The following is a 24,443-nucleotide window of genomic DNA, read 5'->3' as shown; positions in this document are numbered from 1 at the left end:
AAAGGATAATAACGTTGAATACCCGCACTTATCAGTTTTACCAGGTTGATGTTTTTTCTGATGTACCACTGCTGGGCAATGCGCTGGCGGTGGTGGTTGATGCGGATGATATGACGGATGAGGAAATGCTCCGTTTTGCCCGCTGGACAAACCTCAGCGAAACCACATTCCTGCTCAAACCGCAGGATCCGCAGGCCGATTACCGGGTCCGCATTTTCACCCCGGACGGTGAACTGCCGTTTGCCGGACACCCGACCCTGGGCACCTGTTATGTCTGGCGCGAAACACAGCAGTTTAATGATAAACGCGATATCATTCAGGAGTGCGGGGTCGGTATGGTGACTATCCGTCAGCAGGATAACCGGCTGGCATTTGCTGCCCCGGCACTGTTACGCGGCGGGGATACTGATCCGCAGCAGGTGGCGTATATAGTGAAAGCACTGGGTCTGCGTGATGAAGATGTGGTGCGCTCTGCATGGGTGGATAACGGGCCGGGATGGATTGGCCTGCAACTGACTTCTGTTGCGAAGGTGCTGGCGGCGAAACCGGATTATTCCCTGCTGGATGGGTATGATATCGGCCTGTGTGCACTGTATGACGACCAGAGCGGACCGGTTCAGCTGGAGGTGCGTGCACTATGCTGTTCTCTGGGGGAAGAAGATCCGGTAACCGGCAGTCTGAATGCATCGCTTGCCCAGTGGCTGACCGGCGAAGGTATTTTGCCGGAACTCTATGTGGCCGGACAGGGACAGGTTATCAGCCGGGACGGCAAAATCTTTGTTACTAAGGAAGCGGGTCAGGTATGGGTTGCCGGGGATGTGACCTGCGTGATCACCGGACAGGCAGCGCTGCACTGACTGAAAGTAAACCAAAAGGATAATTACCGTGAACAACAAAACCCATTCCTTTTATCAGGTTGATGTGTTTTCTGATGTACCACTGCTCGGCAATGCGCTGGCGGTGGTGGTTGATGCGGATGATCTGGCCGATGAAGAGATGCATCGTTTTGCCCGCTGGACAAACCTCAGTGAAACCACATTCCTGCTGAAACCCCGGGATCCGCAGGCTGATTACCGTGTCCGGATTTTCACTCCGGACGGTGAGCTGCCGTTTGCCGGACACCCGACGCTGGGCAGTTGCCATGTCTGGAAGCAGTATACCGGTTTCAGTGAGACACGGGATATCATTCAGGAATGCGCCGCCGGGCTTATCACGCTGCGTCAGTCTGAACAGGGAACCGCCTTTGCCGCACCGCCGATGATTAACGAACGGATGCTGACAGAAGATGAATGCAATACGATTGCATCGGCATACGACATTCCCCGTGATGCTATTTTACAGGCAAAGTATATTGATAACGGCCCGGCCTGGACTGGGGTTGAGGTGGATTCCGTTGCCCGCCTGCTGGCAATTACGCCGGATTATGCGGTACTCAGTCAGTCAGGGAATAACGCACTGTATAAAATCGGCGTGTGTGCCCGGTATCCCGCGGGCAGTGAAGCCACACTTGCGGTAAGGGCATTTATTAACCGCCGGGGTGCGGAAGACCCGGTAACCGGCAGCCTGAACGCGGCACTGGCGCAGTGGCTTATCGGCAATGGTACGTTACCGCCGCATTATCTGGCTCGTCAGGGGGAGAGCGTGAAACGTGACGGCTGGCTGAGTGTCCGGCAGGATGCGGACGGGATTTGGGTCGGCGGTGCTGTGACAGACTGTATCCGGGGTCAGGTTTCACTGCGCTGAAAAATACTCACCGGCGGATATTATACCGCCGGTGATGTCAGTGCAGACTGCAATACCAGCTGACCGGCACGAACCATCTCTGCCAGCTGCTCCGCACTTTCACCGGCCCGGGCGCGCAGGGAAATACTGTGCAGAAACGCGGTCAGTGTTTTTGCCAGCAGCGGGGCGGAATCCGGATCGCGCAGCGCGGTTTTCTCTTCATTCAGACAATCCAGTACCATCACCTCCTGTGCCGCAATCACTTCCTGCAGGCGTTTGCGGATAGCAGGGTCGTACACTTCCGCAGCGGCTGTCGATAACACCATGCATCCGGCAGGGCCATGCTCTCCGGTATAAAGGGTGACGGTTGCCTGTAACCAGCGGGTCAGGCGGGCGGCCAGCGGCTCACCGGGCGTCTTTGGTGCCAGTGCTGAGGAATAATGCGCCTGAGCGATTTCACCGAACCTGTCCATTGCCAGATGATAAAGCCGTTCTTTATTACCGAAAGCGGCGTACAGGCTGGGTTTTCTCATGTCCGTTTCTGCGGCCAGTTCATCGAGAGACGTTGCGGTATACCCTTTGCGCCAGAACTGCACCATGATTTTATCCAGTGCGGCGGCACTGTCGTAATTCCGGGGTCTGCCTTTTTGTGCCATTTGATTACCGATCAGTATAAAAACAATTTACATCATTGTACCTCATGCATTATTTTACCGTTTAGTAAATAAATGTTGTTACGGAGTATTTTGATGTCTGATCATGATTATGCAGTTGAAACGATTTACGGGCTGAGCACGCCTTCCATTCAGGCGCTGATCGCTGCCGGACGCGCATCACAGCCCGCATTGCTGAAAGTCGGGATTTTTGTCTGTCCGGGCTATATGCCGATGGATATCAACGGCGCGCAGTCCGTTTTTACGATTGCCGGGGCGGAAATCTATTTTATCTGGAAACGCCGGGAGCTGGTGGAGGGCTATATCGGCTGGCCGACGATGCCGACAATGACCTTTGATGAGTGTCCGGATGATCTGGATGTGCTGGTGACCGGCATGGTGCCGCCGGAAGTGATTGAAGACCCTGAGGTGATCCGCTTTTTCGCACAGGCAGGGCAAAAAGCAAAATATGTGATTGGCACCTGCTACGGTTCGCTGATGCTGGGCACCGCCGGATTACTGACAGGCAGAAGGGCAACCAGTAACAGCAATGTGGTGCCGATGCTGCCTGATGTCGGGGCTGTTGCCATCGGCGGCAGTGATGTGGTGATCGACGATACTATCTACACCTCGGGTCCGGCCACCGGTTCGTTTGATGCCTCATTACTGGTGCTGAAAGCCCTGCGGGGTGAGGAGCTGGCTGCGCTGGTTGAACTGGCGATTGAATACGACCCGCGCCCGCCGTTCCGCACCGGCTCCCCGCAACTCGCGGGACCGGAAATGACTGCCGTTTCACAAAGCATGACCGCGCCGCTTAACCGGCAATATCACGACGCAGCGAAGCGCGGCTATGCCTGTTATCAGCAGATGATTCAGGGCTGACAAACCGGATAATACGCTGTCAAATCCGGGGTTTTGTCTTTGATCCAGTCAGTGATAAGAGATAATGCTCCCGGATAATAGGCTCCCCGTCCGGTATACAGAAACTGCCACTGGCGCAGTACCGGCCAGTCGCTGCTGAGTTGATAATTAAAGGCGGGTGCCTGTAATAAACTGTGCCCGGCCTGCGGAAAGACAACAACATTTGCTTTTGGATTATCTTTCAAAAGTAACTGATAATGGCAGGCGTTCTGCCGGGCATCGACATTCAGATCCTCAGCGCCCCATACCGCCAGCACACGCCCGTTCATCTGAGGGATCGCCGGGGTGGCATCGCTGAGGTAATTTTTGACCACAAATTCAAAACGGTCGGGTGTCATATCACCCCGCTGTGCCGGGTCTTTTGAACCATCCGCACCAAATATCCGGTCATTCTCCGCCTGCTCTGCGGTTAGCAGTTGAGTGATCTCCGCCTGAGATTTACCCTGCTGTGCGTAGCGCAGCCCCTGATAAAATTGTCCCTGATCCCGCCAGTTCACCGCACCACCGATAATCACGGAAAAATCAGGCTGCGATTGTGCTGCCGCCACCGGGATCACCCATCCGGCCTGGGATAAACCGAGAAAACCAACCTCTACCGGGGTGTTCTGATAGCGGAGCTGTATCAGTGTCAGTGCTGCCACGGCTTCCGCTGCGCGATCATCCATTGACTGATGCAGCCAGTTTCCCTGACTGCTACCGGTGCCGGCTTTATCCCAGGAAAATACTGCAATACCGGCATCCAGCAGAGTATTAAACAGCGGGTTATATCCGTTGTCTGAATATCTGTCCTGCGGGCCGTCACCATGAATAATCACGGCAATCGCCGCAGGGTGTCCGCTGCCGGGCAGCAGCAGGGTACCGGAAAGGGTATCTCCCTGTGAGATGAAGGTCAGTTCTTTTGCTACCGCATTGTCGAAATCAAAATCATCAAGATGGCTGGTAAAAAACAGCACCAGTCCGGCAGCCAGCAACAGCAGAACGAGCCCGGCAAGTATCCGGCGGAGATAACGCGCTATCATGTTGTTATTCTTCCTCATCCCAGTGGTCCGTGATCACGGCAGGGAAAGCAGGGCGGAGAAAGGCGGCAGCGGCGGCACGGGCCAGCGTTTCGGTATCGCACTCTTCGCGGTTGGATAACGCGACGATAGTGTTGTCTGATTTTGTCAGCCGGATAAAGTAAGTACTGGTACCCATCCAGCCTCCGGCATGTTCCAGACTCAGTTCACCGAAATGATGAAGGGTGTGTAACCCCGCAGCATAAGGCTCATAATCCGTAACGGGCGTGCCGTTTTCTGTCAGCGGGGAAAGGGTTTCTGACATCTGTTGTATCAGCGAAGTACCACCGGCACAGGCGGTGCGATAGTTTTCGCCCCATTTCATCAGGTCAGCGGCACTGGAGTGTACCGCGCCGTCACCGGTGTGTGTCCACGGGCTTTCGGAAATACGCCACTGACCGGCCGCTTTACCGTAACCGGTGGCAATGGTCTGTGGTGCAGGATATTGTTCAACAATAAAGGTATTATTCATTTCCAGCGGCGCGAAAATCCGTTCACGGGCAAAATCAGCCAATGACTGTCGGCTGATCCGCTCAATCACCTGAGACAGCAGAAAATAGCCGGTATTACTGTAATCATGGCGGGTACCGGGCGGAAAATCCGCGTCTGTCTGACGGATCAGATCCGCCAGGGTTTCCTGTGGTGTCAGCGGGTCATAAAAACCGGTTTTCCGGGCAAAAGCCAGATCCATATAGTCCTTCAGTCCGCCGGTGTGGTGCAGCAGATGGCGTAATGTCACCGGACGGGCATATTCGCCCAGCTCCGGCAAGACGGACAAAACAGAATCACTGAGCGCAATTTTACCTTCCTGCACCAGTAACAGCAGCGAAAATGCGGTGAATTGTTTGGAAACGGAGGCTAAATTGAAAATAGTGTCCGGTGTCACCGGCGTTCGGGTTGCCACATCCGCCATGCCCCGGCAGCTGTACCATGTTGCGCCGTTATCGGTATGTACCATGACGATAACGCCGGGCTCATCCGGCGAAAAGCCCGCTGTCAGCGCATTCAGTGCCGTTTGCATTGTTATTTCTCTCTTATTTTTACAGGGCAGGTTTGTTTTAAGACTAAATGCGCTGAAAAATATTGTCGAGAGGATACTGAGATGCGCCGTCAGCGGCTTAAGGTAGTGTTCAGATTAACCGGTACGTTTAAAACACTGGCTGTGTTGCAGAACAAAATCGATAAAGCAGCGCAGCCGGGGAGAAAGTGCCTGACTGCGGTAATACACGGCATTAATCGGCAGTTTGTTTTCATAAGTGTATGACGTCAGAACCTGACGAAATTCCCCGTTTTCGCGCATTTCGTGTGTCACAAAATCAGAGATACAGGCAATCCCTGCGCCGGAACGCGCCAGGTTGCAGATAATTTCCCCGCTGCTCGCCGCCAGTGACGGGGTAATTTTCAGTCCCTTTTTATTGCCGTTATACAGCGGCCAGGTGTTAAGGCTTTCCGGGGCGATAAATCCCAGCAGAGTATGCTGTGCCAAATCTTCCGGTGTTTTCGGCTCGCCATGTTGCTGAAGATAGCGCGGGCTGACCAGAACCCGCTGGCGGGTGTAGCCCATCAGCGTGGCATGCAGGGAAGAATCCGCCAGCGGACCGAAGCGGAATGCAATATCGGTCTGCTTTTCCAGTAAATTGGTAATGCCTTCATAGTTGGTCAGTTCAAGGCGGATTTGCGGGTAACGTTCATGGAATTGTGTCACCAGCGGTGCTATCACATGGAGCTGAACAGGTGTTGAGGCATCAATACGCAGTGTGCCGGAGGGGATCTCTTTATGGTTCATCAGCACATCTTCCGCTTCCTGCGCCAGTTGCACCACATCACGGGCTTTCTGCAGAAATAATGCACCTTCCTCACTCAGTTTGAGCCGCCGCGTGGTACGGTACAGCAGGGTACTGTTCATCTTTTCTTCAAGACGCAGCAGGGCGCGGCTGATAGCGGAAACCGTCAACCCGTTCTGTGCGGCGGCAGCCGTAACGGAGCCGCTGTCAACCACGGCGATAAAGGCCCGCATTTCTTCCAGCGTGATTTTCATTGTTGCGTCTTATTCAATTGTTTTTTGCAGATTAACGGCTGTTTCCGCAAAAATCAATGTGGCAGAATCCCCGTCCTGACAACATTGTGACGTTGTTTTTTATTCTGAGGACATTATGCGAACAAATACTGCTCTGTTATCCCTGTCTGTCGGCGCGTTTGCTATCGGGGCAACGGAATTTTCCCCGATGGGTATGCTGCCGGAAATCGCCGGGTCACTGGCTGTTTCCATTCCCGCCGCCGGGATGCTGGTTGTGGTGTATGCACTGGGTGTGATGCTGGGAGCACCGGTAATGACGTTACTGCTGATCCGGCGTTCGCCGAAAGCGGCACTGATTTTCCTGATGAGTATCTTTACAGCAGGTAATGTGCTGTCGGCGCTGGCACCGGATTATAATACGCTGCTGGTCGCCCGTTTTATCACCAGCCTGAATCACGGCGCGTTTTTCGGTATCGGTGCTATGGTGGCGACACGGGTGGCAGCCAAAGGCAAAGAAGCCGGGGCGATTGCGGGCATGTTTATGGGGCTGACGATTGCCAATATCGGCGGCGTTCCGGCGATCACCAAACTGTCCCAGATGCTGGGCTGGCGTGAATCCTTCTTTGTGGTCAGCCTTCTCGGCCTGCTGACAATGGCGGCGCTGCTGCGATCACTGCCGCGTAATATGCAGGGACAGGCACTTAATCTGCGCCGTGAATTACAGGTGCTGACCCGTCCGGCGGTATTAATGGCAATGCTGTGTACCGTGCTGGGTGCCAGCGCCATGTTTACGTTTTATACCTATATTGCTCCCGCGCTGACCTTTATCTCTGCCGTTCCGGAAACGCAGATCAGCATTATGCTGATTCTGGTCGGGCTGGGTTTCACACTGGGGAATTATCTGGGCGGTGTCTGGGCAAACCGTTCTGTTTCCCGCACATTGTACGGATTATTTACATTGCTGGCGCTGACGATGGTTCTGTTTCCGCTTATGGCTCGTGACGTTGTCACCGCCGGGATCATGCTGGTTATCTGGGGAGCAGCCAGTTTTGGTATCGTTCCGCCGCTTCAGGTCAAAGTCATGCAGGTAGCCTCTGAAGCGCAGGCACTGGCCTCATCAGTTAATATCGGTGCCTTTAATCTCGGTAATGCAGTGGGTGCCGCGCTGGGGGCATCGGTGCTGGCAAATGGTGGTGATTATGCCGGTGTCAGTTATGCCGGGGCGGCGGTAGCGGCCGCCGGATTAGTGGTGCTGCGGATAACCTTACGCCGGACAAAACCGCAGAAGTCTGTCTCAGATGCAGAGCAATGCACGACTATCTGAATGAATTCGCTGGTTAAAATAGTATGGCAGTCCGTGATATAAATCCACGGACTGCTTGTCTTTTGTGCGGGTTATTGATTAGAGTGGTGGATTCTGTTTACTGATAACCGGTGATTTTGCTATGACAACCTCTTCTGACACAACATTCCGTACTTTGTATCCGGCTATTGAGCCTTATGAGACCGGTTTTCTCGATGTTGGTCATGGTCACCGGATCTATTACGAACGCACCGGCACACCGGGGGCGAAACCGGCGGTTTTCCTGCACGGCGGGCCCGGCGGCGGCATCAGCCCTGAATACCGGCGCTATTTTGATCCGGCACGTTATGATGTGCTGCTGTTTGACCAGCGCGGTTGCGGGCGCTCAACACCCCATGCTGAAATTACCCATAACACCACGTGGGATCTGGTGGATGACATTGAGCGGCTGAGAAAACATATCGGTGTCAGCAAATGGCTGGTATTCGGCGGTTCCTGGGGCTCTAGCCTTGCGCTGGCATACAGTGAAACATATCCGCAGCAGGTCAGTGAAATCATTCTGCGCGGTGTGTATACCGTGACACAGGCAGAACTGAACTGGTATTACCAATTTGGCGTTTCACAGATGTTCCCGGAAGAGTGGGAAGCCTTTCTGGCACCGGTTCCGGTGCAGGAACGGCACAATATGATTGCTGCCTACCATAAGTTGCTGACCGGTGACGATGTTCAGGTTCAGCTGGCGGCAGCCAAAGCCTGGACGTTGTGGGAAGGGAAAACCACCACGCTGTTACCGGATGCAGAGCATCTGGATGAATTTACCGATGACCATTTCGCCATCGCCTTTGCCCGGCTGGAAAATCACTATTTTTATCACCAGTGCTGGCTGGAGGAAGGACAGTTGCTGCGTGATATTCAGCGGCTGCAGGGTATTCCGGGAATCATTGTCCACGGCCGTTATGATATGCCGTGTCCGGCAACCTTTGCGTGGCATCTGCATAAAGCCTGGCCGGGATCTGTGCTGCATCTGATTGAAGGTGCAGGGCATGCGATGTCTGAACCGGGGATCCGGGATCAGCTGCTGCGGGCCACAGACTATTTTGCCGGTCAGGAGCCATGACCGGCAATTTGCAGGGTATTTTGGGGCTGATGATCACCAGCTCCGTGCTGATTGCCATTCCGGGGCCGAGTATTCTGTTTCTGGTCGGTCAGGCGTTATCTGCCGGGAAGAAAAATGCCCTGAAAGGCGTGGCCGGAAATGCCATCGGTATGTACAGCATTGCGGTATTACTTTCTTTCGGCATTGGCGCGGTACTGATGTCTTCTCCGCAGATCCTGATGATTATTCGTCTGACCGGGGCATTTGTCCTGTTGCTGATTGGCTGGCAGTATGTCCGGGCATCCCGTATCAGTATGGCGATAGATGTACCGGCGAATAAAGGCAGTCAGTCATTTTTTGCCGGTATTATTGTTGGTGCCGCGAACCCGAAATCCGTGATTATGTTCGGTACAATTGTCCCCGGATTTACCGGTGAAATTCCACCGGAGATGTCTGTGACCACTGTGTTACTGCTGATGTCGCTGATCCCGATAGTGCTGGGTATTGTTATCGATATTATCTGGGTTTATGCTGCACATGCCGTTAAATCCGCGTCATTTTTCCGGGGAAACAGTCTGCGCTGGTTTAATCTGTGCGGCGGTATCCTGATGATCCTTATGGCATTACTGCTGGCAGTGGCATCGGTGATTTAATCCTCACCGGTAACCGGGGTGTACACCAGTAGCCGGTTGGCTTTATCAATATCAAATGTCAGGGACGCATACTCGTAGGTTTCCCGTCTGCCGTTAAACTCAATTTCACGGATACCGTTACAGGGCTGATAGATTTCGTGTTTATTCCACAAGGTGTCAAAAGCTGCAGACTCCTGACATAACGCTGTGATCATCCGCTGAATATTGGGGTCATGTTTTGTTCTGGCATAATCCCGGCGGAAACTGGCCAGAAGACGCTGAGCATCGGTTTCCCAGTCAATAAAGCGGGTTTGATAGCGGGGATCGGTAAACAGTAAATACAGAAAGTTACACATCCCGGGCTGTGCTTCAGAGAAGTGCAGATAACGATCCGCTTTTTCATTATACGCCAGCACATCCCAGTGCAGATTCAGCACATAGCAGAGATAATTATCCGGAAAATCATCCAGCATCCGGGTGATAACCGGCGGCACATGATGTTCCGTATCACCGGACGCTTCGGGTGCCCGCTGATGGGCCAGCAGGTACAGGTGCTGGCGTTCTGCCTCATTCAGACGCAGTGTCCGCGCAAGGTTGTCCAGAAAGCGGGTGGATACGCCGATTTCACGTCCCTGTTCCAGCCAGGTGTACCAGGTCAGACCCACACCGGCGAGTGCGGCGACTTCCTCACGGCGCAGACCGGGAGTACGGCGGCGTGAAGTAGGTGGCAGGCCCACACATTCCGGAGTCAGACTTTCGCGTTTTGTCCGTAAAAAATCAGCCAGCTCCGGCCGTGTGCGCGGATTTTCACTCATGTTCAGATGCCTTATGTTATGTTGCCTTTAGTGCCTGTTATTATTAGTAATAGTATAAACGATTAAATTGTAACAGGATAACGGCATGATTATAGTCTCATTCCTGCTTTTAAAAATGGCAAAATGAGAAAAACATGAATCAGCAACAACGTATCGCACTGTTTGTATTAGTCCTCGCCGGGTTTGTCACCATTTTTGATCTGTTTGTCGTCAATGTGGCGATAGTCAGTATCGAACGCGGCTTACAGGCCAATTTTACTGAACTGACACTGATTATTGCCGGGTATGAATTGGCATTCGGCCTTCTGCTGATCACCGGCGGACGACTGGGCGATATTTACGGACGCCGCCGGTTATATCAGGCCGGAATGGCCTTTTTTACACTCGCGTCACTGTTGTGTGCTGCTGCACCAACAGCCTTATTACTGGTGATTGCCCGTTTTATCCAGGGGCTGGCAGCCGTATTGCTGTTCCCGCAGGTGTATGCGGGGATCCGCCTGAATTTCGATGAAACACAGGCAAGAAAAGCCTTCGGCTGGCTGGGTATGACACTGGGGCTGGCTGCGATTGCCGGTCAGGCACTGGGTGGCTGGCTTATTACCCTGAATCTGTTTGATATGAGCTGGCGGCTGATTTTTCTGGTTAATCTCCCTGTTGGTCTTCTGGCGCTGGTGTTGTCCCGCCATTTGCAGGAGGGATGCGCTGCTGACGGACTCACTACGGACTGGCCGGGCGTGCTGTTATCCGCCTCAGGTATCACCGCATTTCTGTTACCGCTTCTGATGTTACCGGTGTGGGGTCTGACACTTTTCAGTACCGGATTGCTGCTTACGGGTATCGTTCTGTTGCTCTGTTTTGTCCGTTATGAGCAATATTTATCACGCACCGGGCAAACGCCGCTGTTTGATATTGCTGTACTGAATAACCGGCAATTTGTCACCGGCACAGGTGTTGTACTGTGTGTTTATGCCACGTCATCGGCATTTCCGCTGATACTCTCTCTGCTGCTGCAAAACGGTATGGGTGCCACACCGCTGGAAGCAGGGCTGATTTTTGTGCCGTCCAGTATCGGTTTTGTGATTGCCTCCTTTATCACGCCGCGGTTGACTATCCGCCGGGGCGAACCGGTAATTTATTACGGTGCATTAGGGTATACCGTCAGTTATCTGGCATTAATCGCCGGGCTGAATTTCCTGCCGCAAAGCACCGCAAATACGATACTCAGCCTGTTTCTGTTTTTTGTCGGGTTCACACAAGGCATGATTATGACCCCGATGCTGAATATTGTGCTGTCCCGGGTTACACCGGCTCAGGCCGGGATGGCATCCGGACTGACGGCCACATTACAACAGATTGGTGCGGCAACAGGGGCAACCGCCGTATCTGTTATTTTACAGTTTTCACTCCGGCACAGCGGAGACACCGTGTTGTTATCTGCTCCCGCTGCGCTTTACAGTGTCAGTCTCGGGTTTAATGTGCTGATGGCACTGTGTGCCGCATGTCTGATTTACCGGCTGACACACGCCCGGAAACCTGAAACACCATCCTGCCTGTAATTCATCATTACGGATGTATTAAAAAAAGAAAATACTCAAAATTGTGTATTTTCAGCCAATGTGATACCACGTAAGGTATGAACAACCGCAAATACAGAGAGTTGTCTGATGATTACAATTTCACACCTTGACCATCTGGTGCTGACCGTCGCCGATATAGAAAAAACCTGTGATTTTTACCGCCGTGTACTGGGATTTTCGGTCATTACATTTCGCGGGGATCGCAAGGCTTTGGTATTTGGCCGTCAGAAAATTAATTTGCATCAGGCAGGAAATGAATTTCTGCCGAATGCGGATAAACCGGTGCCCGGTTCAGCAGATCTCTGCTTTCTCACCGGGACCCCGGTTGAACAGACGCTGGCGCATCTGGCAAAAGAAAAAATTGTTACGGAAGAGGGGCCGGTGGAACGCACCGGTGCAACCGGCCCGATAATATCGGTCTATTTCCGTGACCCCGATTTAAACCTGATCGAGATTGGCCTGCCGGTCACATCCCGGGCGGTATAAACGGAGAACAAAACCGGAAATCAGTATCAGCACCATTGCAGTACAGATGAGAGCTGCAATGACATTTCCCTGTAAGGAGAACGCGGATACCATTATGCCCCCGGCAGCAGAACCGGCAGCAATACCGGTGTTAAAAAAGGCGATATAAAGTGATCCGGTGACTTCAATCGCTTGTGCACTGTAGCGGATCATCCAGTTCATCAGCGTCACAGATACACCGCCGTATGCCATTCCCCAGAGCATGAGAATGATGATGTGTGATACAGGAACGGCAGGCAGCAGGAGTAACCCGGCCAGGCTCAGGGCAATACCACCGGTAATATAGAATACGGCACGGAACAGATGACGACCGGACAATAACCCCAGCACGAAATTACCGGCAATACCGGCAATACCGTACAGTGCCAGTAACCCGCTGAGTTCATGTGCCTGCAATTGCGGGTTCTGTTGCAGAAGCGGACGGACAAAGGTAAATGCCATAAAGTGGGCTGTCACCAGCAGCAATGTGATCAGCAACCCCGTACGGATCACCGGGCGGCGGAGTTGGGTCAGAAAATCGCGGACAACCGGTGCCTGAATCGGTGGCAGAGAGGGAAGATTCAGCATCAGCAGCAACACTGCCAGGGAAAACAGGCTCATGATACCAAATACGCCACGCCAGCCGACCCATTCACCGAGGATCACCCCGGCGGGAATTCCCAGCACGGATGCGGCGGCAACACCGGCAAATATCAGAGAAGTGGCAAGTGCCACATGCCGGGAATCGACCAGCCTGACAGCTATTCCGCCGGCGATTGCCCAGATCCCGCCGATACTCAGCCCGACAATAATCCTGGCCGCGACCAGAACAGAGAAGTGGGTGGCTGTTGCCGCACAGATATTGGCCACCATTAATAACAGCATCAGTATCATCAGCAGATAACGACGGTTCAGGCGGCCGGTGAACAAAATAATCAGGGGGGAACAAAGCGCCGCCACCAGGGCTGGTATGGTTAGCATCAGGCTGACATACGCCTGCGGCACCCGGAATTCAGCGGCAACCGGCGTCAGTAACCCGACCGGCAGCATCTCAGTGGTGACCACAGCAAAGGTTGCGAGGGTCAGCGCAACAACAGAAAGCCACCCCCGGCGGGCAGGCGGCAATGAAAGTGATAAACAATGACTGTCTGACATACATTCCTCATGGTAATAACATTACTTGAGAAGAGAGTCTATCTGCGCCAGTATGGCAGATAAATATCACCTTTGGCCAAACACCGGGGACAAATTGTGGCAGATAAAAATGGTTTACTGCTGGATAACTTATTCGATGTGCTGGTTTTTGTGCGGGTCAGTGAAACCGGTAATTTCACATCGGCCGCTGAAAAATTACAGATTTCACGTTCCGCTGCCGGAAAGTGTCTTCAGCGCCTGGAAAACCGTGTCAGTACCCGTCTGCTTCACCGGACCACGCGTCGGCTGCGTCTCACGGAGGAAGGTGAGCGCTTTTACCAGCATGCCAAACGGATATTATCCGAGGTGGATGATGCGGAAAATGCATTGTATGAAGGCAGACAAAAACCTTCCGGTACATTGCGGGTTGCTGTCCCTGTGGTTTTTGGCCGCAATTATGTGATGCCGGTAATACAACAGTATGCCGCACAATGGCCCGGTGTTGATATTGATGTCAGTTTTTCGGATGATTACTGTGATCTGGTTCAGGAAGGAATTGATGTGGCAGTGCGTATCGGCGGTAATGATGACAGCCGCCTGGTGCGCAAAGTTCTGGCACCTCATCGTCTGGTGACCTGTGCGTCACCGGGTTATCTGGCACTGCACGGTATACCGGAAACACCGGAACAGTTAGCAGCACATGAATGTCTTATCTTCCGCCACCGGGGACGGCATGTTCCCTGGCAGTTTATGCGGGATAAAAACGTTCAGTTGCATCCGGTCAGCGGCCGGTTCAGTCTGGGTGATACCGGCGCGGTGCTTGATGCTGCACTGGCTGATGGGGGGATCTGTCAGCTCGGTGCTTTTCTGGCCGGTCCTCAGATAGCGAAAGGGGTATTACAGCCGATACTGACTGTATTTACACCGCCGGGCGAACCCGTGTGTGCGGTATATCCGTCAAAACAATTTCTGGCACCGAAAGTCCGCGAATTTCTCAATACACTGGAAACACAATGGCAGGGGAAAGCCGTATGGGAATCCCCGCTAATCACCCATAAGGAATAACTGATGACAGATAGTGAATTTCTGGCTCAGGCGATAGCACTGGCCCGCCGGAATGTCGAAAAGGGCGGTCGCCCGTTTGGTGCCGTTGTGGTCAGCAACGGGGAAATTGTCGGTGAAGGGGTTAATCAGATGCTTGAACTGCATGATCCGACCGCCCATGCGGAGTTGCTGGCTCTGCGCCATGCCGGTAATCACCTTCAGCAGACCCGGCTGGAAAATTGCGTGGTGTATGCCAGCGGGCAACCTTGTCCGATGTGTCTTGCCGCAATGCGGATGGCGGGGGTGACCCGTGCCGTCTATGCGTATTCCAATGCGGATGCGGAACCTTACGGTTTATCAACAGCATCCATCGCACTGGCATTACGGGCAGATCCGCATGAACAACCCGGTTTTTCGTTTACGCAGCAAAAACCGGAAGATCAACCGTCTCTTTATGAGTTCTGGCAGCAACAACAAATCTAATCATTTCCCCCGGACGCCGCCGGGTTTCCGGCGGCGGATATTCCTGATATCATATTCACCGGTATCTTCTGCCGCTTTGCGTTTTCCTTCCTTCATTTGCGTCTGTTTTACATCCTCTTATTTATCCTCCGGAACATACTGCGTTCTATCAGCAGTACATCCTCTGTCTGCCTGTCATTTTGCCTGTTTTATCTTTCCCTGATATGTGAATTCAATCCATAACCCGTTTATTTTCATTCCGTTATACAGGATTTTTATGATTTCACCTTATACATTGCCGGTACTGGCATTCACGGTATTTTTTACCGGCATCACTGAATTTATGGTTTCACCGATGCTCACGCCGCTGGCGGCTGCATTTGATGTAACACCCGCACAAGCCTCATGGCTGATTGCGGTGTATACCTTATCGTATGCACTCGCCGCACCGGTGCTGGGACGGCTGTCCGATCGTATCGGCCGTTACCGGATGTTGCATGCCGCATTATTACTGTTTGTGGCGGATGGTATCGCACTGGCACTGGCACCGTGTTTCAGTGTGGCTGTGGGCTTGCGTATTCTGGGCGGACTGGCGTCTGCCGCGCTGATCCCATCCGTTTTTGCGCTGATTGCGGAACAATTTCCGCATGACAGACAGGCTTCTGCTATGGGGTTGGTGATGACAGGTATGACCGCCGGTATAATTTCCGGCCCGGTGATTGCCGGATGGCTTACGATCCGTTACGGCTGGTATGCGCCTTTTCTGCTGACCGCTGCCGGAAGCCTGATCATGTGGATTATCTGCTGCTTTTTGTTTCGCGGTATCAGCAGCGTTTCCGTTCAACCGGCAGCCCCGTTAACCGGAAAAGGCTATTCACTGGCATTATTGGGGTTGATCGCCGCAAAAGGTCTGTGGAACGGTATTGCGGTGGTTATGTTTGTTCTGAGCGGTGAATTATTGCGTCACCGGTTCGGGCTGAATACCGGAACGATAGGGCTTATCAGTGCAATATTTGGCGGCGGATTACTGACCGGGAATCTTTTGATGCCGCTGTACCGGCGTTTAAGCGGTACAGATACCCGGTTGCTGCTCATCAGCCTGATAGTGATGAGTGTGATGATTGCCGGTTTTATCAGCGGAACAGGCGGGCTTCCCGGGATGATGTTGTGGATGTTATTGCAGGGATGCGCCCTGGGGATTGCCGCTCCCGTCAGTACAGCCATCATTGCTGAGCATGCCGGAACATGTAAAGGAGAGGCACTGGCATTGTCAGAAAGCATGAATAATCTGAGTATCTTTATTTTATTGCCGGTGGCAGCGGCACAGCAGGATAGTCAGATATTATTACCCGCAGTTATCGCGCTATTGTGTTGCGCTACGGTACTGACGGAGTACATTCTCAGCCCGATATATTGCAAAAAGTAATAATAACGAGAGAAATTATCTCTTCCGGAAGTCATTGATACCGATCACGTTTATCTGAAGCGAAAATCAATATCATTTGCGCTGTATATATAAATATATAACGATAACAGTAAAACGATAACGGATGGTTCTATGACGACTCACTATATTTCGCGGGCACTGCTGCCTGCGCTGATTTCTGTTGCTTTTTTTCCGGCGCAGCAGGCACTGGCAGATACCATAATTGTTACGGATAAGCCTTCTCATATCACCCCGCAAACACAGACCGGTGCCGGTTTTGTGGCGACCGATATTGATATGGGGCCGCTCGGTACCCGCCAGTGGCTGGATATTCCCTACAGCAGTAATACCGTCAGTGAAGCGATGATCCGCAATCAGCAAAGTAAAAGTGTCAGTGAAATGCTGAAATATCTGCCGTCTTCCCAGATGCAGGCACGCGGCGGCATGGATGTGGGTCGTCCGCAGAGCCGGGGAATGCAGGGCAGCGTAGTGGAAAACAGCAGGCTGAACGGCCTGAATATTGTCTCCACCACCGCGTTTCCGGTGGAAATGCTGGAGCGGCTGGATGCCGTGAACAGCCTGACCGGCGCAATATACGGCCCGGCCAGCCCTTCCGGTCAGTTTAATTTTATCTCCAAACGGCCGACACAGGATCCGCTGCATCGTGTCACGGTAGGGTATCAGAACCGTAATGCTTACAGTGCGCATCTGGATCTCGGCGGACAGCTGAATGAAGAGAAGACTTTCGGCTACCGTCTGAATTTACTGGATGAAGAGGGGGAAGGTTATGTCCGGAACAGTAAAATCCGCCGTCAGCTGGCTGCGGTTGCTCTGGACTGGCAGATCCGGCCGGGAACACAGATACAGCTGGATGCCAGTCACTATCATTTTGTAACCAAAGGATTTCCCGGCAGCTTTGGTTACGGCCCGGATATTGATTTACCGAATGCACCGGACAGTTCTAACCCTGATCTTGCACTTAACACCGCCGGTAATGACCTGACGACAGATTCTGTCAGTACCCGTTTCACCCATTATATGAATGATGACTGGTCACTGAGCGGCGGTATCGGTTATCAGCAGGCAGATCGGGCAATGCGCTCCGTTTCGTCGCAAATTCTGGACAGTAAAGGGACTATCAGCCGCTCGATCACGGATTCTCCGGCAGCCGGCCGTTTCCGCGTGCTGAGCAATAATCTCGCTCTGAACGGCCAGTTTGATACCGGTTCGGTAAACCATGATGTGGCACTCGCCACCACCGGTTATACCTGGTCAATTTACAGTGCCAAAGAGCGGGGTAAAACCTTTCAGCTCGGCAATACCAATATGTATGACCCGTCTTCTATGACCGAACCTTCCGATGGCCGTATCAGAACCGGCGGGGAGCGCTACAAAGCCAGTGAAAACCAGCAGCAGAGCATTATCATTGGTGACACAGTCACTTTTAACCCGCAATGGTCTGCCATGGTGTATGTCAGTCAGAGTTGGATAACGACCCGTAACTTTGATAAGCAGGGACACAAAACTGACCGTGATCAGCAGACCGGCACCAGCCCGAATATGGCGCTGATGTACAAAATTACCCCGGATGTGATGACTTATATCAGTTATGCCGATTCTCTCCAGCCGGGTGATACCGCGCCGGATGATGATAAAGTCAAGAACCGGGGTGAAACACTCAGTCCGTACCGCAGTACACAATATGAATGGGGTATTAAAGCCAATACCGGCAATATGAACCTGAGTGCCGCAGTTTTCCGCCTGAAACGACCGTTTGCTTATACTGATAGCGACCAGATCTTTAAAAAACAGGGCGAACAGGTGAATGACGGGCTGGAACTGACCGCCACCGGTAATGTCTGGCAGGGGCTGAATATCTACAGCGGTGTTACGTTCCTGAAAGCAGAGCTGACGGATACGGGTAATAACGAAACTGAGGATAAACGGGTTGTCGGGGTGCCGAAAGTACAGGCAAACCTGCTGATGGAATACAGCCTGCCGTCTGTTCCGCAGTGGGTATACAGTGCCAATATTCATTACACCGGCAAACGGGCGGCAAATGATACCAACACCAGTTGGGCGGACAGCTATACCACGCTGGATCTCGGTGCCCGTTATACCACTCAGATAGAAAATGTGCCGGTCACACTGCGGATCTCTGCGGATAACGTTACTAACGAGCATTACTGGGCATCTATCTTCCCCGGCAACAGTAACGGTAAAAATGGCGGTGCCAATGCCTTTACCGGTGCAGGCCGTGAATTCCGGGCCACCGTATCATTTGATTTTTAACACGGAGACAGCGTGATGAGGCACTATTTATCAGCGTTATGCCTGTTATTTGTCAGTACCTGCGTCTTCAGTACCCCGGCGGAAACCCCGCCGGAACCGGCATTGCGGATAGCAACACCGTGGCCGGCGCAGAATGCAATTATTATGATGCTGGGTTACGGCAGTAATATTACCGGAACCTCGCGGGTTGCCAAACAGATCCCGCTGTTCCGTCAGATGCTGCCGCAGATTGATAATGTGCCGGTCATCGGCACCACCGGCGGTAATGAGCTGAATATTGAACAAATTCTGAGTCTGCGGACAGATATTTTATTTATTCATGACGGGATCCGCGTTCCGCAGCAGGAGGTACTGGCACAGGCCGGTGTCCGTGTGCTGGCTTTTAAAGCCAACAGTATGGATGCCCTGCGGGAGCGGGTAAAACTGACCGGCGAAGCGCTCGGTCCGGATGCGGCAGTGAAGGCGGCGCAATATGAGCGCTATTTCCGGGACAATATCCGCCGGGTGCAGGAACGGCTGAAAAACGTTCCGGCCTCTGCCCGTCTGCGGGTGTATCACAGCATGGGAAATCCGCTGTATACCTCCGGACGACCGTCTCTCAATCAGGACTGGATGGATCTGGGCGGCGCGGTCAATGTGGCGGAGAACTGGTTCCCTGCACACAGCAGTGCTAACGGAGAGGTATCATCAGAGCAGATTATCGCGGCTGATCCGCAGGTGATTATTGCAATGAACCGGCGGGATGCGGAATTTATTCAGCAGTCACCGCAATGGCAGTCAATTGATGCCGTGCGTAACGGGCGGGTATATACTAATCCGCGTGGTATGTTCTGGTGGTGCCGCGAAACGTCAGAGGAGGCATTGCAGTTTCTCTGGCTGGCCACAGTGCTGTACCCGGATGCCTTTGCGGATATTGATATGAGAAATGAAACAGCCGCGTTTTATCAGACGTTTTATGGCATTACGCTGACGCAACAGCAGATCACGGACATTCTGCAACCGGCGTGATCCGGATATCCCGTCACCGGTTTTCCGGTGACGGTAATATCACCTTTTATACCTTCACAAATTCAATATGCTGCAGCAATCCGCCACCGGACAATGAGCGGTCTTCATGGAATGTCAGCACAATATCGCCTTCCTCAAGATTTACCTGTGTCTCACGGTAAATGACCGGACCGTAGTTTGAGCCGGATTTATACGGTGTCAGCACCGTTTTGGTTAAATCTGTCAGATGGGCATCGGTGATGACTTTTCCGGCCTGTTCAATCTTCAGCTGGGTTTCATAATCAAAACTGAGGGAGTTGGTCATATAGGCATAATACAGCCGGAGATGATACTGACCGGCACTTCTGACCGGCAGAGTGACCGGATCTCCGCCTCTCTCATAACTGCGGGGTTCGGTCGCGGACAAGTAATTATAACTGCCGTTGGCGGAAGAATTACCGGCGGTCAGGAACAGATTGCCGAGATAAACCGTATGGTTTTCAGCATTAACCGGATTGGCGGCAATATCAGTACGTTCAAGGCAGACCCTGGTGGATTTTTGCTGCGCGCCGTAAGTCAGATGATCCTGAATATTGGTGTACCCGGATGTCCAGTAAATAACGGAGCGTTTGGCCTGGCTTTCCGGATCATAAAAATCATCATTTTCCGTGTAATTATTGATTTCTGCGGTCAGCACGTCTTTAAACATAATATCCGCCTGTTCCGTCAGGGCTTTGCTGTACTTTTCCAGTACATCAGAGGCATATCCCCAGCTTTTGCCGAATACCAGGGTATCGCGCAGTGTAAAGAAATAGAGCAGGCAGGACAGGGCACACACGCCGCACAGCCGGACAATACCCCGGCTTTTTGCGGTATTAATGCTGAGAATACATAACCGGCGCATATCCGCGACAGCAATTTCATTGCGCACCACAATCAGCTGGCGCGCCTCTTCTGTCGGTGAATTCTGCCAGGAACTGATAGCATCCTGCAGACTTTCGGCATCTTTGCGGACGGCCTGATATTCTGATTCCAGCCATTCAGAGGTATTTTTCATCAGTGTTTCCTGAATAATACCAATGACATCCACTTCTTTTGGCTCTGTCATTTTTTTATAGACCAGTTTCAGCACCATGCTGAGAATGGTGGTGGCAATTCCCTGCGGTGAAGTGGCCGGTACAGCGTAAGATGCGGGCGGGATCATATTCAGTGCCTGCAATGTCAGCATATGTAACGGTGGCTGGGTGTTTTCTGCGGCAAGGTGAAGGGCAGAAGTCTGAGTCATAATGTTTCTCCGGCAGATAATAAACAGATAAGGGAAAATCAGTTTATTGCTGCTTATCTGCCGGTGACAGATGCATTTTTATCAGGTTTATAAGCAACGTTATTACGGGGATTACAGGAATCAGCAGCAGAGAGGATTGTGGCTTTGTAACGAACGGCAGGGAGCCGGTCACGGTCTGATAAAATTACACCGAAACCTGAAGAACTTATAAAATATTATCCGTCAAATCAACAGAAGGGGGCTATTTAACTGAAAATTTAGGAATTTTCCTTATTACGATAAGTTGCTGTAGTGTATTGATATTATTAATATTTTACAATCCAACATAAAATGACACGATAGTATTTCGTGCATCGGTATGCTAAAACACTGTGTGCTGAAAATCAGAAAAGCAGTTTAATTGATTTTTTTTAAAAGGAAATTTTCAGATGATGTTTATCGACAGGGTTATTCACCTGGTGCTCAGTGGTATTATTATCGTAGGTGTCTATCAGTTTTATTTCTTTACGCAGCGTCATATGGTCAGGCCGGTTAAAACATTTAACTCTGCACTGGATGAAAAAATTCCTTTCTGGCCCTGGTGGTCCTGGATCTACAGCTTTCTTTATTATCCGGCGATTCTCTATCTGAACTGGATTATTCAGGATTCACGTCAGTTTATCATCATCGTATTCAGCTATGTTATCCTGTTACTGATGCAGATGTTTTTCTTTGTGGTGTATCCGGTTGCCACGCCGCCGCACTGGCGTGAAATGAATACCGGAAAGAAAGCGTCCGAAAAATTCCTGCTGTTTGTGCAGAAATTCGACGATACATCCAACTGCTTCCCGAGCATGCATGTCTCTGTTGCCACATTAACTGCGCTGCTGGCTTATGCCTCACTCGGACCATGGGTATTCATGTTCCCGCTGTTAATCGCCTTATCCTGCATGTTCACCAAACAGCATTACATTATTGATTTACCGGCAGGTGCCGTACTCGGTTGGCTGGCTTATCAATGTTATGTCGTATTAATATAATACCCTCATGACGTAATTGCCGCATTCAGTGCGGCATTTTTTTGTCCGTATTCCGGTCAGAAAAAACCCCCGGTAATGGGGTATCCAACTATCGGGGGTCACTCCGGATTCAGGTTTTCCGGCAGAGTATCAATGCGCCATACGTGCAAATCCGTCAGCCAGGTCACGCTTCAGATCATCAATATCTTCCAGCCCGATTTGCAGGCGCAGTGTCCGTCCGCCCGGATTCCACTGTGTGACGGTGCGGTATTCCGTGCAATCAAACGGCGTGATCAGGCTTTCAAAACCGCCCCAGGAGTAGCCCATGCTGAAGATGGAAAGCCCGTCCAGCAGCCTGCCGACATCATCCTGTGTAAATTTCGGGTCAAGCACTATTGAGAACAGGCCGGACGATCCGGTGAAGTCTCGTTTCCAGATCTCGTGCCCCGGGCAGTCCTCAAACGCCGGATGCAGCACCCGGATCACTTCCGGGCGAGATTTCAGCCAGTGTGCAATATCCAGTGCCCGTGACTGTGCTTCTTTCAGGCGGATTGACAGGGTACGCAGTCCGCGCAGCGCCAGGAAGCAATCTTCCGCACCCGGCAGCATTGCCATCAGGTCATAGGTTTGCCGCAGTTTCGGCCACCATTCGGCGTTGGCGGAGACCATCCCCATCAGCAGATCGGAATGACCGCCAAGATATTTGGTACCGGCCTCAAGGGAGAGGTCGCAGCCCATATCATGCGCCCGGAAAAACAGCGGAGTTGCCCAGGTATTATCAATAATCGTCGCGATATTGTATTTTTTAGCCACCGCCGTGATGGCCGGTACATCCTGAACCTCAAAGCTTTGCGATCCCGGGGACTCCAGGAAAATCGTGCTGGTGTTGCGTTTTATCAGAGATTCAATGTCACTGCCGATCATCGGGTCGTAATAGGTGATGGTGATCCCCATTTTTTCCAGCAGACCACGGCAAAAATTGCGGGTCGGACGATAAACACTGTCCGGCATCAGCAGGTTATCGCCGCTTTTCAGTGTGGTCAGCAGCGCCAGCACAATGGCGCCCAGCCCGGACGGTGACAGCACGGTTCCTTCGGCGCCCGCAAGGGCGCTCCAGGATTGCTCAAGATGTTTAATGGTCGGCGTACCGGCTGTGCCGTAGTTAAACTCAGCCCGGTTATTGAGCAGGGCATCCATGGTCGGGAAAACCACGGTAGATCCCCGGTAAACCGGAGCATTAACGAAACCGGATTGTGACGCCGGGTCGCGTCCCAGCTGTGTTATCTGTGTATCAATATGAAAATCTGAAACGGTTTTTTTAGTCATAACATCCTCACGCGTAATACGTCATTATTCATTTACGGCGTTATTCGGAAAACTTAAAAATAGGGGATACCGGACCCGATCACCATTCCGATACATAATACAACCCGGCGGTATCATAAATGCTGCCTTGCATAGTTAATTCCTCAACGTTATAGATTTAATTATTGAAAAATTCAGGAACAACGCGAATATATTTATGCTGCATGCGTACAGTGTTATAAAACCATTATTATAGTAAGGGGTAACACTCTGGCTGAACAGGGCGCGGCTATACTAATAAATATGTGTTTAAAGCAAAAATTGACAGCTGCGCGATTTTTCGTCCCCTTGCCAGAAAATCCGCACCTTTATTGATTTTCTGGCGGATAAGCTGCCGCTTGATCCGCCGTGGGACAGCCGGATGCATCAGGACAGAGCAGGGAGTTCCCCGGCATAAACATAATAGGTTTCAGTCACGTCATGACCGCCCCAGTCATAGGTTTGTGCGGCGATACGCTGTAATCCTTTGTGCTCATAAAAACCGAAATCGGAATCACTGTCTGTCCAGAGAAAATAACGGGCAGATTGTTTTTCCCGCAGATACGCCATCGCCCGCTGCCAGAGCTGGTTACCGATACCGAGCCCCCGGAAGCGCGCATCAATCATAAATAAATTCAGTGAGGCATCGAAATTCCCGTCACAGGAAGCCAGCAAATTTCCGTTGATAACCAGCGTATTCAGATACATATCAAACAGCGTTTCTTCCTGCGGGTCACGGGCGATAATATTTTTCAGGGCAGAATACTGACGGGTTTTGGCGCGGACTTTCTCCTGCAGATCGGCAGATGCTGTGACCGCCATAATACCGGCGATGGTATCGCCATCCCGCACCACAAAAATCCGTGATGAGCTCAGAATGACATCATCCAGCAAAAATTCCGCCATCGGCAGAACTTTCTCTTTCGGGATCCAGCTGCGGTAATCCCAGGTGGTAATAATTAATTCATTAATTTGTGCGATATCTGCATCAGATATTGTGTGTAATTCGCTGTAACTCAGTGCCTGAGTGTCACTCATGCAACCCGCCTTGTTTGTGGATTATCTGCGGCAGATTATATCGTCAGCATTAATATGCCTGCAAATAATGCTGCCGGTTTTGCCATTGCCGGAGACGGATAAAGCGATTAAAGTATTCTGTAAACCCGCAATTTCGCT

General features: G+C 51.9%; 23 protein-coding genes. 14 read left to right on the top strand and 9 right to left on the bottom strand.

Annotated features, from left to right (window positions below):
- The first annotated feature begins 14 nt into the window (after window positions 1-14).
- Both ACF8OF_RS14005 and ACF8OF_RS14000 read left to right on the top strand, forming a co-directional pair.
- On the top strand, window positions 15-857 hold the full coding sequence (locus ACF8OF_RS14005; RefSeq protein WP_392496989.1) for a PhzF family phenazine biosynthesis protein: 843 nt from the start codon (window positions 15-17) through the stop codon (window positions 855-857).
- A gap of 28 nt (window positions 858-885) precedes the next feature.
- Complete coding sequence (locus ACF8OF_RS14000) at window positions 886-1,743, top strand: PhzF family phenazine biosynthesis protein (protein WP_392496988.1); 858 nt, start codon at window positions 886-888, stop codon at window positions 1,741-1,743.
- A gap of 20 nt (window positions 1,744-1,763) precedes the next feature.
- Here the strand turns inward: ACF8OF_RS14000 and ACF8OF_RS13995 are convergent, their stop codons facing one another.
- Window positions 1,764-2,378, bottom strand: a complete 615-nt coding sequence (locus ACF8OF_RS13995) for a TetR/AcrR family transcriptional regulator (protein ID WP_392496987.1) — start codon at window positions 2,376-2,378, stop codon at window positions 1,764-1,766.
- 93 nt (window positions 2,379-2,471) lie between these two features.
- Here ACF8OF_RS13995 and ACF8OF_RS13990 point away from each other — a divergent pair, with 93 nt between their 5' ends.
- On the top strand, window positions 2,472-3,257 hold the full coding sequence (locus ACF8OF_RS13990; protein WP_279797929.1) for a DJ-1/PfpI family protein: 786 nt from the start codon (window positions 2,472-2,474) through the stop codon (window positions 3,255-3,257).
- On the opposite strand, the gene ACF8OF_RS13985 is transcribed toward ACF8OF_RS13990, so the two are convergent.
- From ACF8OF_RS13985 to ACF8OF_RS13975, 3 genes are all read right to left on the bottom strand, one after another.
- Entirely contained in the window at window positions 3,248-4,333 is a 1,086-nt protein-coding gene (locus ACF8OF_RS13985; protein ID WP_392496986.1) for an alpha/beta hydrolase family protein, read from the bottom strand. The two genes, ACF8OF_RS13990 and ACF8OF_RS13985, sit on opposite strands and share 10 nt — an antisense overlap.
- The gene (locus tag ACF8OF_RS13980; RefSeq protein WP_392496985.1) at window positions 4,320-5,372 is read right to left on the bottom strand and encodes a serine hydrolase domain-containing protein; all 1,053 of its coding nucleotides are present in this window, start codon (window positions 5,370-5,372) and stop codon (window positions 4,320-4,322) included. The genes ACF8OF_RS13985 and ACF8OF_RS13980 overlap by 14 nt, the downstream gene beginning before the upstream one ends.
- A gap of 114 nt (window positions 5,373-5,486) precedes the next feature.
- Window positions 5,487-6,389 carry a LysR substrate-binding domain-containing protein gene (locus tag ACF8OF_RS13975; protein ID WP_262859130.1) on the bottom strand — a complete coding sequence of 301 codons (903 nt, stop codon included), beginning with the start codon at window positions 6,387-6,389 and terminating at the stop codon, window positions 5,487-5,489.
- Between the two features lie 115 nt (window positions 6,390-6,504).
- Between ACF8OF_RS13975 and ACF8OF_RS13970 the strand changes: the two genes are divergently transcribed.
- The 3 genes from ACF8OF_RS13970 (at window position 6,505) to ACF8OF_RS13960 (ending at window position 9,420) form a co-directional block, all read left to right on the top strand.
- Window positions 6,505-7,692 (top strand): MFS transporter, encoded by a 1,188-nt coding sequence (locus ACF8OF_RS13970; protein ID WP_392496984.1) that lies wholly within the window; start codon window positions 6,505-6,507, stop codon window positions 7,690-7,692.
- 121 nt (window positions 7,693-7,813) lie between these two features.
- Complete coding sequence (gene pip, locus ACF8OF_RS13965) at window positions 7,814-8,788, top strand: prolyl aminopeptidase (protein ID WP_392496983.1); 975 nt, start codon at window positions 7,814-7,816, stop codon at window positions 8,786-8,788.
- Window positions 8,785-9,420 carry a LysE family translocator gene (locus tag ACF8OF_RS13960; RefSeq protein ID WP_392496982.1) on the top strand — a complete coding sequence of 212 codons (636 nt, stop codon included), beginning with the start codon at window positions 8,785-8,787 and terminating at the stop codon, window positions 9,418-9,420. Before pip ends, ACF8OF_RS13960 begins: the two co-directional genes overlap by 4 nt.
- Here the strand turns inward: ACF8OF_RS13960 and ACF8OF_RS13955 are convergent.
- Window positions 9,417-10,214 (bottom strand): helix-turn-helix transcriptional regulator, encoded by a 798-nt coding sequence (locus ACF8OF_RS13955; protein WP_262859134.1) that lies wholly within the window; start codon window positions 10,212-10,214, stop codon window positions 9,417-9,419. The genes ACF8OF_RS13960 and ACF8OF_RS13955 overlap by 4 nt on opposite strands.
- Before the next feature lie 134 nt (window positions 10,215-10,348).
- Between ACF8OF_RS13955 and ACF8OF_RS13950 the strand changes: the two genes are divergently transcribed.
- The gene (locus ACF8OF_RS13950; RefSeq protein ID WP_392496981.1) at window positions 10,349-11,770 is read left to right on the top strand and encodes an MFS transporter; all 1,422 of its coding nucleotides are present in this window, start codon (window positions 10,349-10,351) and stop codon (window positions 11,768-11,770) included.
- 111 nt (window positions 11,771-11,881) lie between these two features.
- Window positions 11,882-12,277, top strand: coding sequence for a VOC family protein (locus ACF8OF_RS13945; RefSeq protein WP_279798010.1), 396 nt, complete (start codon window positions 11,882-11,884; stop codon window positions 12,275-12,277).
- Here the strand turns inward: ACF8OF_RS13945 and ACF8OF_RS13940 are convergent.
- A complete protein-coding gene (locus tag ACF8OF_RS13940; protein WP_392496980.1) occupies window positions 12,230-13,450 on the bottom strand; it encodes an MFS transporter in 1,221 nt (406 codons plus the stop codon). The genes ACF8OF_RS13945 and ACF8OF_RS13940 overlap by 48 nt on opposite strands.
- 72 nt (window positions 13,451-13,522) lie before the next feature.
- Between ACF8OF_RS13940 and ACF8OF_RS13935 the strand changes: the two genes are divergently transcribed.
- The 5 genes from ACF8OF_RS13935 (at window position 13,523) to ACF8OF_RS13915 (ending at window position 19,661) form a co-directional block, all read left to right on the top strand.
- A complete protein-coding gene (locus tag ACF8OF_RS13935) occupies window positions 13,523-14,494 on the top strand; it encodes a LysR family transcriptional regulator (protein WP_262882869.1) in 972 nt (323 codons plus the stop codon).
- 3 nt (window positions 14,495-14,497) lie between these two features.
- Window positions 14,498-14,956: a nucleoside deaminase gene (locus ACF8OF_RS13930; protein WP_262882868.1), complete on the top strand. Its 459-nt coding sequence runs from the start codon at window positions 14,498-14,500 to the stop codon at window positions 14,954-14,956.
- Window positions 14,957-15,212: 256 nt separating this feature from the next.
- Window positions 15,213-16,361: an MFS transporter gene (locus tag ACF8OF_RS13925; RefSeq protein ID WP_392496979.1), complete on the top strand. Its 1,149-nt coding sequence runs from the start codon at window positions 15,213-15,215 to the stop codon at window positions 16,359-16,361.
- A gap of 132 nt (window positions 16,362-16,493) precedes the next feature.
- Window positions 16,494-18,653, top strand: a complete 2,160-nt coding sequence (locus ACF8OF_RS13920; RefSeq protein ID WP_279797946.1) for a TonB-dependent siderophore receptor — start codon at window positions 16,494-16,496, stop codon at window positions 18,651-18,653.
- 15 nt (window positions 18,654-18,668) lie between these two features.
- Window positions 18,669-19,661, top strand: a complete 993-nt coding sequence (locus ACF8OF_RS13915; protein ID WP_392496978.1) for an ABC transporter substrate-binding protein — start codon at window positions 18,669-18,671, stop codon at window positions 19,659-19,661.
- A 46-nt stretch (window positions 19,662-19,707) separates the two neighbouring features.
- Here the strand turns inward: ACF8OF_RS13915 and ACF8OF_RS13910 are convergent, their stop codons facing one another.
- A complete protein-coding gene (locus ACF8OF_RS13910) occupies window positions 19,708-20,925 on the bottom strand; it encodes a hypothetical protein (protein ID WP_262882866.1) in 1,218 nt (405 codons plus the stop codon).
- A 428-nt stretch (window positions 20,926-21,353) separates the two neighbouring features.
- Between ACF8OF_RS13910 and ACF8OF_RS13905 the strand changes: the two genes are divergently transcribed.
- A complete protein-coding gene (locus ACF8OF_RS13905; RefSeq protein ID WP_262859141.1) occupies window positions 21,354-21,944 on the top strand; it encodes a phosphatase PAP2 family protein in 591 nt (196 codons plus the stop codon).
- Window positions 21,945-22,073: 129 nt separating this feature from the next.
- On the opposite strand, the gene metC is transcribed toward ACF8OF_RS13905, so the two are convergent.
- Window positions 22,074-23,249, bottom strand: a complete 1,176-nt coding sequence (metC, locus tag ACF8OF_RS13900; RefSeq protein ID WP_279797949.1) for a cystathionine beta-lyase — start codon at window positions 23,247-23,249, stop codon at window positions 22,074-22,076.
- Window positions 23,250-23,654: 405 nt separating this feature from the next.
- Window positions 23,655-24,305 (bottom strand): N-acetyltransferase, encoded by a 651-nt coding sequence (locus ACF8OF_RS13895; RefSeq protein WP_279797950.1) that lies wholly within the window; start codon window positions 24,303-24,305, stop codon window positions 23,655-23,657.
- Between the last annotated feature and the right edge of the window lie 138 nt (window positions 24,306-24,443).

This window comes from Morganella sp. TYF_1 (assembly GCF_043105645.1).
In the GTDB taxonomy this organism is placed as follows: Bacteria; Pseudomonadota; Gammaproteobacteria; order Enterobacterales; family Enterobacteriaceae; genus Morganella; species Morganella morganii_B.
Note: the sequence above shows the minus strand (reverse complement) of the source record. Positions and strands in the feature narration are given on the sequence as shown.